This window comes from Halomonas sp. NyZ770 (assembly GCF_020616575.1).
Lineage (GTDB): Bacteria > Pseudomonadota > Gammaproteobacteria > Pseudomonadales > Halomonadaceae > Vreelandella > Vreelandella hamiltonii.
Window position 1 is genome coordinate 3,757,155 of record NZ_CP085143.1, and the last position, 12,677, is coordinate 3,769,831.

General features: G+C 63.4%; 11 protein-coding genes. 3 read left to right on the forward strand and 8 right to left on the reverse strand.

Going from position 1 to position 12,677, the window contains the following annotated elements; genetic code table 11:
- Positions 1-16: 16 nt before the first annotated feature.
- Genes LG409_RS17300 through LG409_RS17310 form a run of 3 tightly spaced genes read right to left on the reverse strand, consistent with a single transcriptional unit; the run spans position 17 to position 2,436 of the window.
- Entirely contained in the window at positions 17-811 is a 795-nt protein-coding gene (locus tag LG409_RS17300; RefSeq protein ID WP_227407256.1) for a TAXI family TRAP transporter solute-binding subunit, read from the reverse strand.
- Complete coding sequence (locus LG409_RS17305) at positions 804-1,538, reverse strand: haloacid dehalogenase type II (protein WP_227407257.1); 735 nt, start codon at positions 1,536-1,538, stop codon at positions 804-806. Before LG409_RS17305 ends, LG409_RS17300 begins: the two co-directional genes overlap by 8 nt.
- The gene (locus tag LG409_RS17310; protein ID WP_039178548.1) at positions 1,528-2,436 is read right to left on the reverse strand and encodes a LysR substrate-binding domain-containing protein; all 909 of its coding nucleotides are present in this window, start codon (positions 2,434-2,436) and stop codon (positions 1,528-1,530) included. The genes LG409_RS17305 and LG409_RS17310 overlap by 11 nt, the downstream gene beginning before the upstream one ends.
- Before the next feature lie 212 nt (positions 2,437-2,648).
- Between LG409_RS17310 and LG409_RS17315 the strand changes: the two genes are divergently transcribed.
- The 3 genes from LG409_RS17315 to LG409_RS17325 are packed head-to-tail and all read left to right on the forward strand — an operon-like array spanning position 2,649 to position 6,791.
- Positions 2,649-3,845: a CaiB/BaiF CoA transferase family protein gene (locus LG409_RS17315; RefSeq protein ID WP_016915351.1), complete on the forward strand. Its 1,197-nt coding sequence runs from the start codon at positions 2,649-2,651 to the stop codon at positions 3,843-3,845.
- Between the two features lie 12 nt (positions 3,846-3,857).
- Positions 3,858-4,766 carry a hydroxymethylglutaryl-CoA lyase gene (locus LG409_RS17320; protein ID WP_189463596.1) on the forward strand — a complete coding sequence of 303 codons (909 nt, stop codon included), beginning with the start codon at positions 3,858-3,860 and terminating at the stop codon, positions 4,764-4,766.
- 60 nt (positions 4,767-4,826) lie between these two features.
- On the forward strand, positions 4,827-6,791 hold the full coding sequence (locus tag LG409_RS17325; RefSeq protein WP_227407258.1) for an aconitate hydratase: 1,965 nt from the start codon (positions 4,827-4,829) through the stop codon (positions 6,789-6,791).
- Here the strand turns inward: LG409_RS17325 and LG409_RS17330 are convergent.
- The 5 genes from LG409_RS17330 to ureC all read right to left on the reverse strand — a co-directional run bounded on the left by LG409_RS17330 (position 6,788) and on the right by ureC (position 12,637).
- On the reverse strand, positions 6,788-8,560 hold the full coding sequence (locus LG409_RS17330; RefSeq protein WP_227407259.1) for a methyl-accepting chemotaxis protein: 1,773 nt from the start codon (positions 8,558-8,560) through the stop codon (positions 6,788-6,790). The genes LG409_RS17325 and LG409_RS17330 overlap by 4 nt on opposite strands.
- 274 nt (positions 8,561-8,834) lie before the next feature.
- Entirely contained in the window at positions 8,835-9,467 is a 633-nt protein-coding gene (ureG, locus tag LG409_RS17335; protein WP_227407260.1) for an urease accessory protein UreG, read from the reverse strand.
- 23 nt (positions 9,468-9,490) lie between these two features.
- Entirely contained in the window at positions 9,491-10,210 is a 720-nt protein-coding gene (locus tag LG409_RS17340; protein WP_227407261.1) for an urease accessory protein UreF, read from the reverse strand.
- A complete protein-coding gene (ureE, locus tag LG409_RS17345) occupies positions 10,200-10,763 on the reverse strand; it encodes an urease accessory protein UreE (RefSeq protein WP_227407262.1) in 564 nt (187 codons plus the stop codon). The genes LG409_RS17340 and ureE overlap by 11 nt, the downstream gene beginning before the upstream one ends.
- A gap of 158 nt (positions 10,764-10,921) precedes the next feature.
- Positions 10,922-12,637, reverse strand: coding sequence for an urease subunit alpha (gene ureC, locus LG409_RS17350; protein ID WP_144981253.1), 1,716 nt, complete (start codon positions 12,635-12,637; stop codon positions 10,922-10,924).
- Positions 12,638-12,677: the final 40 nt, after the last annotated feature.

Below are 12,677 nucleotides of genomic sequence, written 5' to 3' on the forward strand. Positions count from 1 at the left end.
CCGCAGAAGTAAAGGGTTACTGCGCTTCAGGAGGGATGATTTCCTCGGGGATATCGAGCGCCAGGTCGTCCCGGTAGTAGCGCAGAGCACCGACGTGCAGCGGGAACGTTGCATTGTCGAGCACGACCTGCGGCGTCACCCCTTGGGCGGGCTGGAAGGAGTTAGCAACCTGCTCGTGGTTCTCCCAGTAAGCCTTGGTGATTTCATAGACGGTGTCTTCACTGAGGCTGGCGTTAGCGGCCACGCCCATGTAGATGCCCAGCGATGTGGTATCCGGCATGCCGCGATAGGTGTCGGCAGGAATCACGGTGCTGGCCAGGAAGGGCAGCTCTTCGGTGACTGCCTCGACCTGCTCGTCCGTCAGCGACAGCAGGCGCAGCGTGCGAGAGGAGTGCACTTCGGTGAACGCGGGAATGGGCGGCACGCCATTGTAACTGAAGCCGACCAGGCGTCCGTCGATCACACCTTCGGCGGCATCATCGATACGCATGCGCTGGAAGTCGGGTTTTATGTTCAGGATGTCGAACACCAGCTCGGTGATGTACTCGCCGCCGCCGCCGATGCTGCTAGGGTTGAAGCGCGCCCCGTCGAGGCCTTCGAAACTCTCGATGCCGGAGTCTTCGCGCACTGCCCAGTGCATGGTAGAGGGGGCAATCCAGTAGATCAGGCGGGCGTCAGGGTTGGGCGTGTCTTCGAAGCGGCCGGTGCCGTTGTACATCTCGTAACCTACCAGCGCTTCGGTGAAGGCCAGGTCAAGCTCGCCACGGGTCAGGCGGATGGCGTTCTCGCGGGTGCCGCCTGTTTCACGCACGGTGATTTCGTAGTTGCCGTGCCAGATCGAGGAAGTCCTCGGCCACCAGGTCGAAGCAGGGGTCGATGCTCAGGTCCGGCGTGGCCGCGGGGCCAAACTCCAGCGGGCGCTTCACGAACGCCGTGCGCATGCCTTCCCGGTGGGCGGCCTGCAGGTCGTCCTGGTGGGCGGCCACCATCAGAATCTGCGAGGGTTTCAGGTCGAGGAGATTGGCCGCCATGTGGTACACCTCGGGGTCGCGCTTGTAGTGCCCGGCCAGCTCGGAGGAGAGCACGCAGTCCCAGGGTAGCCCCGCGTGGCGGGCCATGTTCACCAGCAGCGACACGTTGCCGTTGGAGAGCGTGGCCAGGGTGAAGCGCTGCTTTAGCGTCTGCAGCCCTGCGACGCTATCCGGCCAGGGCGTGAGGCGATGCCATACGCGGTTCAGGTGCTGCTTGTCGGCCTCGCTCAGCTGGTCGGCCACGCCGAACTCTTCCAGCAGGGTATCCAGCGTCATGCGGTGCAGCGCATCCAGCTTAGTCCAGGGCAGCTCCCCCTGGCGTACGCGGTTCATGGCCGGGGCGTAGCCTGCCCGCCAGCGGTCGGCAAACGCCGGCCAGTCGATGGCCAGGCCCTTGGCGGCGTTGAGCTGTTCGCCTTCGCGAATGACGCTGCCGCGCCAGTCCACCACGGTGCCAAACACATCGAAGGTGAGCGCCTTGATGTCATCAACGAAATCAGTGGTCATGGGGTGTCTCCTGAGGGGATAGCAGATGGTCGACCAGATGACGCGCCACCACCGGAAGGCCCGCGTGATGGCGCATGCCAATCACCAGCTCCCGGGTAGCCCATTCGTCGGCCAGCGGAATCATGCGTAGCTTGAGGTCTTTCAGGTCTCGATAGAGCGTGCGCTGGGGCAGTACCCCCACGCCCAGGCCGTAGTGAATCATGCGGCAGATGGCATCGAAGCTGCGCACCTGTATGCGCATGCGCAGGTTTCTACCGGCCTGGCTGGCCTGCTCATGCAGCAGCGATTGCAGCGAGGCATCCTGCTGCAGCCCCACGAAATCGTACTCCGCCGCCTGGTGCAAATAGAGCTTGTCGTGCTCCGCCAGCGGGTGGTCCTGCGGGGTGACCAGCACCAGCTGGTCCCGCCGATAGGGGCGCACCTCCAGCTCATCGGCGGCCACATGGCTGGCAAAGATGCCGATATCGGCCACGCCGTCGCGCACTGCCGCAATCGCTTCGCTGCTGGTGCGCTCCTGCAGGTCGATCTTGATCTGCGGGTACTCCCGGGCAAAGGCGCTGAGGTCCTGGGGCAGAAAAGCAATGATCGCCGAGGTATTGGAATGAATGCGCACGTGGCCCCGCACGCCTTCGCCGTACTCGCTCAGCTCGGCCTGCAGCCGGGCCACATCTTCCAGAATGCGCCGGGCGTGGTGCAGGAAGGCCCTGCCCGCGGGGGTCAGCTCCACGCCGCGTGGCCGCCGATACAGAAGCTCGGTGCCCACCAGCGTCTCCAGGTCGCTGACCCGCTTGCTGACCGCCGCCAGCGCCAGGTGCTCACGCTCCGCCGCAGCGGTCAGGCGCCCTTCATCGGCAATCGCGACGAACAGTCTGAGCGTGACAAAATCGAATCGCAGCATGGCATCTACCCGGTCAGTGGTTGGAAACGTGGTCGAAAACATCGTTGGAAAAAGTACCGCGCGTCCACGTCAGGGTTCGCCAGTGACGAACGCCCGTTTCCTGATTGCCTAATTGTGATGCTCGGCAGGCTCGCAGATGCTTGATGGACAACAACAGTCGAGTCTGCATCCAGACTCGCTTGCTCGCTCAAGCGTTACCAGGAGTCTCTATTATGACGACGCGACAGCTTCCTCTCGATGGACTTAAAGTCGTAGAGCTTGGCCAGCTCATCGCTGGTCCGTTTGCCACCAAGCTGCTGGGGGAGTTCGGGGCGGACGTGATCAAGATCGAGCCTCCCGGCACCGGCGACCCCCTTCGCAAATGGCGTATTCTCGAAGAGGGCACCTCGCTTTGGTGGCACGTCCAGAGCCGTACCAAGCGTTCGGTGACGCTGGACCTGCGCAGTGAACAGGGCCAGGAGGTGGTGCGCCGCCTGGCCGCCGAAGCCGATGTGATCGTCGAGAATTTTCGCCCCGGCACGCTGGAAAGCTGGGGGCTGGGCTACGACACGCTGGCCGCCCAGAACCCAGGATTGATCATGGTGCGAGTTTCCGGCTTTGGCCAGACCGGCCCCTACCGCAACAAGCCAGGCTTTGGGGTGATTGGCGAAGCCATGGGCGGGCTACGCTACTTGACCGGCCACCCCGGTGAGCCTTCGGTGCGGGTGGGGGTCAGCATCGGCGACTCGCTCTCGGCGCTCTACGCGGTGATCGGCACCCTGTTGGCCCTGCAGGAGCGTCAGCGCAGCGGCCTGGGGCAAGAGATCGATGTGGCCCTGTACGAATCCGTGTTTGCCATGATGGAGAGCCTGCTGCCGGAGTTCGATGCCACCGGCCAGGTGCGGGAACCCAGCGGCAGCGCGCTGCCCGGCATTACGCCATCCAACGCCTACCGCACCTGCGAAGGCGAATACGTGCTGATTGCCGGTAACGGCGACAGCATCTTCAAGCGCTTGATGGGTGTGATTGGCCGTGAGGATCTCGCCAACCACCCCGCCATGGCCCACAACGATGGCCGCAGCCAGCACGCCAGCGAGATCGATGCGGCCATCGAAGCCTGGACCCAGACCCGCCGCCGCGACGATATTCTCAGCGCCCTGGACGACGCCCGCGTACCGGCAGGCTTCCCCTATACCGCCGCCGATATCGCCAACGACCCCCACTACCTCGCCCGGGAGATGATCCAGAGCGTCACCCGCGCCGATGGCCGCCCACTCAAGGTGCCGGGCGTGCTGCCCAAGCTGAGCGCCACCCCCGGCAGGCTGGGGCAAGGCGGGCCGACGCTGGGCGCCCATACCGATGACGTACTGGAAGAGCTGGGCATCGATGCCGCCACCCGCGACAAGCTGCGCCAAGCGGGCATCATCTAACCGGAGACCCCCATGACCACCCTGCAAATCAACGAAGTGGCCCCCCGCGATGGCTTTCAGAGCGAAGAGCGCTTTATCCCCACCGAACAGAAAGTCGCGCTGATCGACGCTCTCACCGCCACCGGCATTGCGCGCATCGAGGCCACCTCCTTCGTCTCGCCCAAGGCCATTCCCAACCTGCGCGATGCCGCCGACGTGGTGAATGCCATTCAGCGCCGCGACGGCGTGGAGGTCACCGTGCTGGTGCCCAACGTCAAGGGAGCCGAGCGGGCGCTGGCCTGCGGCGTGGATGAAATCAACCTGGTAATGTCGGCCAGTGACGCCCATGGCCGCGCCAACCTGCGCATGACGCCAGAGGCGTCGCTCGAACAGTTCGCCTCGATCATTCAGCTGGCACAGGGAAGCGGCGTGTTCATCAACGCCTCGCTCTCCACCACCTTTGGCTGCCCCTTCGAAGGCAAGGTGCCCGAAGCCCGCGTGCTCAGCCTGATCGAACAGCAGCTGGCGCTAGGCGTGGAAGGCATCACGCTGTGCGATACCACCGGCGTGGCCAACCCCGCCCAGGTCGGCGCGCTATGCCGCCAGGTGCTGGAGCGTTTTCCCGGCGTGCCGTTCACGCTGCATTTCCACAACACCCGGGGCATGGGGCTGGCCAACGCCCTGGCGGCGTGGCAAGCGGGCATCCTGCGGTTCGATGCCTCGCTGGGTGGTCTGGGCGGCTGCCCGTTTGCCCCCGGCGCCACGGGCAATGTCTGCACCGAAGACCTGGTGCACATGTTCGAGCAGATGGGCGTCGCCACCGGCGTCAACCTGCCTGCGCTACTGGATATTTCCGCCACCTTGCCAGCGCTGATCGGCCACGACACGCCCGGCCAGGTGGTGAAAGCCGGCAGCGCGGACCGCTGCTACGCCCTGCCCTGAACACGTTTTCTCCCTGCATCCTCTGTGCCATCGATAACAACGACAACCTGGTGAATGACCATGACCGCATCCTCCCCTGTTCCGCCGTCAAACCTTGCCCAACAGTTGCTTCAACGTCACTTGGTCAGCGGCGAGTTGACCCCTGGCAGTGAAATCGCCCTGCGCATCAACCAGGCCCTGCTGCAGGACGTGCTGGGCACGCTGGTGATGCTGGAGCTGGAAGCCATGGGGCTCGACCGTGTACACACCGAGCCCAGCGTGCAGTACATCGACCACGGCCTCGTCCAGGCCGACAACCTGAACGCCGAAACCTACCTGTTTCTGAAAAGTGCCTGCGAACGCTTTGGCGTGTGGTATTCAGGCCCCGGTAACGGCATCAGCCATCCGGTGCACATGGAAAACTTCGGTGTGCCCGGCGAGTCCATCGTCGGTTGCGACAGCCACACCACGGCGGCGGGTGCCCTCGGCATGCTGGCGATTGGTGCGGGCGGCATCGAAGTGGCCATGGCCATGGCAGGCGAGCCGCTGTACATCACCATGCCGAAGATTTGGGGCATCAAGCTGGAAGGCCAGCTGCCCGACTGGGTCTCGGCGAAGGACATCGTACTGGAGCTGCTGCGCCGCCACGGCGTGGCGGGCGGCAAGAACACCATCATCGAGTATTACGGGCCAGGGCTTGCCCACCTTTCCGCCATGGACCGCCATGTGCTGGCCAACATGGGCACCGAGATGGGAGCCACGGCCACGGTGTTCCCCAGCGATGACGAGACCCGGCGCTTTTTGGCCTCCCGAGGCCGAGAAGCCGACTGGAGCCCGCTGGCTGCCGAGCCCGGCTGCCACTACGACCTGCACGAGACGCTCGACCTCAGCCAGCTGGAACCCATGATTGCGCTGCCCTCCAGCCCGGATAACGTCGTCACCGTGCGCGAGGCGGCGGGCCAGCCGCTGCATCAGGCGTACGTCGGCTCATCGGGCAACCCCGGCTTTCGCGATTTTGCCGTGGTGGCCGAGATCGTGCGCGGCAAGCAGGTGGCCGACGGCGTTTCGCTGGATATCAACCCCTCTTCCCGCCAGGTGCTGACCTCGCTCATCGAGCAGGGCTACCTGGCCGACCTGGTCGCCAGCGGCGCTCGGCTGCACCAGGCGGGCTGTAATGGCTGTATCGGGATGGGGCAAGCGCCCGCCGTGGGGCTCAACAGCCTGCGTACCGTGCCGCGCAATTTTCCCGGGCGCTCCGGCACGCGGGAAGACAGCGTGTTTTTGTGCAGCCCGGAAACCGCCGCCGCCTCGGCGGTGGCCGGGGTGATCACCGACCCACGCACCCTCGACATGCCCTACCCCCGCCCCCAGGAGCCCGCCCGAATCGAGGTGAACCGCGCCCTGTTCAACGCGCCGCTGCCTCCCCATGAAGCAAAGCTGAAAGCGCTGCAGAAGACCGACAACACCCCGGCGCTGCCAGAGCTCGCCCCATTGCCGGACCGCCTGGAAGTGCCGGTGCTCCTGGTCACGGGCGACAATATCTCCACCGATGACATCATGCCTGCCGGGCAGCGGGTGCTGCCCTACTGGAGCAGCGTGTATGCCTCGGCCCCCTTCACCTTCGAGGCAGTCGACCCACACTATGCCGAGCGCGCAGAAAGCACTCGCACCCAGGGTGGGCACGCGATCATCGGAGGAACGAATTACGGCCAGGGCTCCAGCCGCGAGAATGCCGCACTGGTGCCGCGCTATTTGGGGCTACAGGTGGTGGTCGCGAAGAGTTTTGCGCGGATTCACTGGCAAAACCTGATCTGCTTTGGTGCTCTGCCCCTCACCTTTACCCGCGAGGAAGACAGCGCTCGGCTAACCCAGGGCGACTGCCTGGTGATCGAGGGGCTCTATGCGCAGCTGGAACGCGGGGACACGCTGACCGCGCATATCCCCGGCAAGGGCGAGCTGACGCTGCATCATGGGCTCAGCCCCCGCCAGCGGGAGCTGATAGCGCAAGGTGGTGTGATCAACCACCTGCGCCAGCGTCACGCCTAGAACTCTTCCCAGTCGTCTGCGCCATGTGCGGCAGACGACGGCTTGGCGGCCAGTGCTGGGCGCTTGAGTTCCTGGGCTGCCCCCGTGCCGTTGGCGGGCAACGCTTGGCGCGCCCCGCTGCGTGACGGCGCCGAGGCGCTGTCTTCTCCCAGCACGAACGAGTTGATCAGCTCGTTCAAATGCTCGGCGTGACGGCGCATATCCGCCGCGGCGGTGGTGGCCTCTTCCACCATGGACGCGTTCTGCTGCGTCATGGTGTCCATTTCGGCCACGGCGGTGTTGATCTGGCCAATCCCGCTGCTCTGCTCTTTTGCACCCGCGCTGATTTCCCCGATCACGTCGGTCACCTTGGACACGCTCTCGACGATCTCACGCATGGTGGCGCCGGCGCTGCGTACCAGCTCGGCACCCGAGTGGGTATGCTGCACGGACGTATCGATCAGCGCCCGAATCTCTTTCGAGGCGCTGCTGGAACGGCTGGCCAAGGTGCGCACTTCTTCGGCAACCACCGCAAAGCCACGGCCATGCTCACCCGCACGGGCGGCCTCCACCGAGGCATTGAGCGCCAGGATGTTGGTTTGGAAGGCAATGGCATCGATCATGGTGATGATGTCGCTGATCCGCGTGGCAGAGTCATTGATATCGCGCATGGTGCTCTCTACCTGCCCCATGGCCCGCTCGCCCTGCTGGGCGACTTCCGACGTCGACTGCACCAGCTTGTTGGCCTGCTGCGCATTGTCGGCGCTATGGTTCACGGTGGAGGTGATTTCTTCCATGGAGGCAGACGTCTGCTGCAGGTTGGCGGCAGCCTGTTCTGTGCGGGTAGCCAGCTCTTCGGAGCTGCGCGCAATCTCTCCCGCCGAGTGGTAGACGCTCACGGTGCTGCGACGCACGTCGCGCAGTGTTTCCTGCATGCGCGCTACGAATGCATTGAACTGCACCGCCAGATTGCCGATTTCATCGCGGCTTTCGACTTCCAGGCGACGCGTCAGGTCGCCGCGCCCCTGGGCAATATCATGCATGGCGCTGGCCGTGCGTTTGATGGGCCCTACCAGGCGACGCACGAATCCAAACGCCAACAGGGCAACCCCGGCAAACAGCCCGGCGCCCAGCAGTGAGGCAAACAGAATCGAGTCGCGCAGATTGGCATTGGCAGCCGCTTCCAGCTCGGCCACCGACACATCGACATCCACCACATAAACGCCTGCCCCGATCATCCAGCCCCATTTTTCGAGGCGGTCGATATAGGAGTGCTTGGGTTCCACATCGCTGGTGCCCGGATATTCCCACGGATACTCGTAGAAGCCGCCTCCCGACTGAGCGATACGAATCATGTCGCGAATCATGTAGTCACCCGAAGGTGTCTGGAGGTCGATCAGGTTGGTGCCCTGACGCTCAGGAGAAAAAGGCAGCACGATATTGGTGCCATCATATTCGTAGACGAACACATAGTTGTTGCCTTCAAAACGCATGGCCCGAAGCATCTCGGCTGCCTGTGCCTTGGCCTCGGCATCGTTGGCACCCGCGGCGTCATAAATCGGCGCAATGGCGGTCGCGGCCATCTGGACGATGTCGCGTACGGCGTTGCGCCGTTCGGTAATCAGCAGCTCGCGCTGCTCTGCCAAGGAAGTGCGGGTATCTTGAATACGGCTGTAAGCATCGAAGCTGACCAGCGCGATGGTCACCAACAGCAGGGGGAGCAGTACGAGTGTCAGGACTTTGGTTTGCAAGCCAAAGGAGCGAGACGGAGGAGCAGCGTGGGTTGGCATGAAGGCATCCCTTGAGACCGAGGAAGGTTGGATCTTTTTATTCAATCAATATCGACCTGGAATGTGCCATCTTTAGCCACTTTTCGGCGCTTTTTTACTTTGCGAACAAATAATTAACGGCCGATTGGCAACTTCATAACCTAGGTTAAGGTTATCAGGGACTTATCAGTTCAATGTAGCTGAGTGGTGGCCAGGGACGGCCCGTTTTGGCACGACGCTGACCACACTCTTCCGCTGCCCTGACCGCTTACCGCCTGGTCAGGGCAGCTTTTTATCAGGCGCTTGCTGCCGCAGGGCGCCGCTCTTCCAGCATGCCTTTGTCGAGAATGAAGCGAATGATCTCTTCGAGGCCAACGCCATCGTAGAGGTTGGTGAACACGAACGGGCGTTCGCCGCGCATTTTCTTCGAATCTCGCTCCATCACTTCCAGCGACGCGTGTACCTGCTCGGCGATATCGATCTTGTTGATGATCAGCAGGTCCGACTTGGTGATGCCTGGGCCACCCTTGCGTGGAATCTTGTCGCCTGCGGAGACGTCGATCACGTACAGGGTGAGATCGGAAAGCTCGGGGCTGAAGGTGGCGGAGAGGTTGTCGCCACCGGACTCTACCAGCACCAGTTCCAGTCTGGGGTGGCGGGCGTGCAGCTCGTCAATGGCCGCCAGGTTCATCGAGGCATCTTCCCGAATCGCCGTGTGCGGGCAGCCGCCGGTTTCCACCCCCAGAATGCGGTCGGCGGGCAGCGCTTCGTGGCGCAGCAGGAAATCGGCGTCTTCGCGGGTGTAGATGTCGTTGGTGACCACGGCAATATCATAATGATCGCGCAGCGCCGAACAGAGCTGCTTGAGCAGCGCGGTTTTGCCGGAACCTACCGGGCCACCCACGCCAACGCGTAAACAGTGAGTCATTGTCTTCTCCTGAATGATGCCAGTTAACTTCTAAATAAACGGGAGTATTGGGTTTCATGCAGGGCGCTGGCCAGTGCCACGCCGGGCAGCACGGGGCCCAGCGCATCGTCGTCCAGGTGCTTCGCCCGGTCGACGGCCACGACCAGTTCGCTGCGTAGCCGCTCGATGATACGTTGTGCCGCCGTATGCCCCAGCGGCAGTGCCTTGCAGGCTACGGCCAGCTGGTTTTCCAGCCAGGTCCAGGCAAACCCCAGCTGCGCCTGGTGAACGGGAATGCCCCGTTGATAAGCTGCCCAGCTGAACATCGTGACGTAACCCGCCTGCGGTGGCAAAAGCGGCGTCAGTGAGTCTTCACTTTTCAGCAGTTCATCGTTTGGTAACAGGCCCAGGCTGCCCAGCAGCCGTGTGAGTGACGCGCCCAGGCGGCTATCTTCTGCGGCCAGTTCGGCGGTTTCACGGGTAGCGGCCAGCCAGTGGTCCCACTCGGCAACGTCGCCCCCTTGCTGGGCGGCAAAGGCGCCGTATAGCCGGTCGATGACGGGCAGTTCACAGCGGGTCAGGCCATCTTCCAGTACCCCGGACAGCCACTCGCTCAGGCTCTCTTCATCGCGGACCCAGCCCAGCTCGAAGGCGCTTTCCAGCCCTTGGGAAAAGGCGAAGGCGCCGATGGGCAGCGCTGGGCTCACCAGTTGCAGCAAGCCCAGCAGCGCCAGGTCTGGCGAGGTGTTTGGCTTAGTGGGCATGGCTGTGTCCATGTCCATGGTCGTGGTCGTGGTCGTGGTCGTGGTCGTGGTCGTGAGCATGGGAATGCCCGTGGCCATGGCTATGACCATGGCCGTGCGAATGCCCACCCCCCACCTGGTTATAGGCGCCCGGCTCGGGGTCGAAGGTGGCGTTGTGGTGCTCGAGCGTCGCGCCCAGCAGCTCGGCCAGCTCTTCGAGAACGTGGTCGGGTGGGAAACGCACCCAGCCGCCCTGCTGGTCTTCTCCCAGCGCCAGCTGCACATGGCGATTGCCGAGGTGGTACGCCAGCCGTGCCAGGGGTAAGCCAGTACTCACTCGCGCGGTCACCACGGGCTCGATGGCGGCACAAATGCGCACGATCTCACCATTTTCGGCTTTCAGGCCTTCACCATCGCGCAATACCGGGCCGCGATCCAGAAACAGGCCCAGCGGCTGGCCGCTGTCGCTTTCGGCTTTCAAGCGGCCACGAATGCGCAGCTCGAAGGGCAGTGTCAGCGTGTCGCTGGCGGTGTCCTCATCTACGGGGCCGAGGCGTTCAATCAGTTTCAACATCGATATCGTCCTGTTATAGCCTTGGGGGGCTCGCCGGGAGCAGCCCTACGAGAGGGCGCTGTAAATACCTCCCTGTACGCTACTTTTGCCATCCATGGCAAAAGACCCTCTCTACGGGCTGCCCCCGGCTCTCGTGTCGCCTAGGATATGTCTTACATTCAAAACAAGTGATACCGCTGCGCCAGCGGCAGTTCAGTCGCGGGCTCACAGGTGAGCAGTTCGCCGTCGCAGCGCACTTCGTAGGTTTGCGGGTCGACGGTGAGCTCTGGGCAGGCGTCGTTGAGTTTCATGTCCTTTTTGCGCACGCCGCGCACGTTCTTGCAGGCCGACAGCGTACTTTGCAGGCCCAGCCGCTCCTTGATGCCCGCATCGATGGCGGCCTGGCTGACGAAGTTGAGCCTTACCTGGCTGGCCGCCCGGCCAAAGGTGCCGAACATGGGGCGGTAGTGCACCGGCTGCGGCGTGGGAATCGAGGCGTTGGGGTCGCCCATGGGCGCTCCGGCAATCATGCCGCCTTTCAAAATCAGCGCCGGTTTGACGCCGAAGAAAGCGGGCTTCCACAGCACCAAATCGGCCAGTTTGCCCACTTCAATGGAGCCAACTTCATGGGCGATGCCGTGAGTAATGGCGGGGTTGATGGTGTATTTGGCGATATAGCGCTTGGCGCGCAGGTTGTCGGCCCCCAGCGCTTCATCTTCCGGCAACAGGCCGCGCTGCACCTTCATTTTATGGGCCGTTTGCCAGGTGCGGCAGACCACTTCACCCACGCGGCCCATGGCCTGGGAGTCGGAGGCGATCATCGAGATCACGCCCAGGTCGTGGAGGATATCCTCGGCGGCGATGGTTTCGCGACGAATACGTGAATCGGCAAAGGCCACGTCTTCGGGAATATTGGGGTCCAGGTGGTGGCAGACCATGAGCATGTCGAGATGCTCGTCGATGGTGTTTACCGTGTAGGGCCGCGTGGGGTTGGTGGAGGACGGCAGCACGTACTCCTTGGAGCAGGCAGTGAGAATGTCCGGGGCGTGGCCGCCGCCTGCACCTTCGGTGTGGTAGGTGTGGATGCCGCGCTCTTTGAAGGCCGCCAGGGTGTCCTCCACGAAGCCGGATTCGTTGAGCGTATCGGTGTGGATGGCGATCTGCACATCATACTTTTCCGCCACGCTCAGGCAGGTATCGATGGAGGCGGGGGTGGTGCCCCAGTCTTCATGCAGCTTGAGGCCCATCGCGCCCGCTTCCAGCTGCGCTTCGAGGCCTTCCGGCAGGCTGGCGTTGCCTTTGCCGAGCAGGCCGATGTTCATGGGCAGGTCGTCCACGGCCTGGAGCATCTTGCCAATGTGCCACTCGCCGGGGGTGCAGGTGGTGGCGTTGGAGCCCGTGGCGGGGCCAGTACCACCGCCGAGCATGGTGGTGACACCGCTCATCAGCGCTTCTTCCACCTGCTGGGGGCAGATGAAGTGGATATGGGCGTCGATGCCACCAGCGGTGAGGATTTTGCCTTCACCGGCAATCACTTCGGTGCCGGGGCCAATGACGATCTCGACATCGGGCTGGGTGTCGGGGTTGCCCGCCTTGCCAATGGCGGCGATGCGGCCATTTTGCAGCCCCACATCGGCTTTGACGATGCCCCACCAGTCGAGAATCAGCGCGTTGGTGATCACGGTGTCCATCACCGAGGCATCCTGGCGCTGGCTTTGGCCCATGCCATCGCGGATCACCTTGCCGCCGCCGAACTTCACTTCTTCACCGTAGTGGGTGGCGTCTTTTTCGACTTGAATCCATAGCTCGGTGTCGCCCAGGCGCACGCGGTCGCCTACCGTGGGGCCGTACATATCGGCGTAGGCGCGCCGACTGATCTTGTTTACCGGTTTCATGTATTGCCTCTGCCTCAAGCGTTGAGTCCAGTGCTGGGCG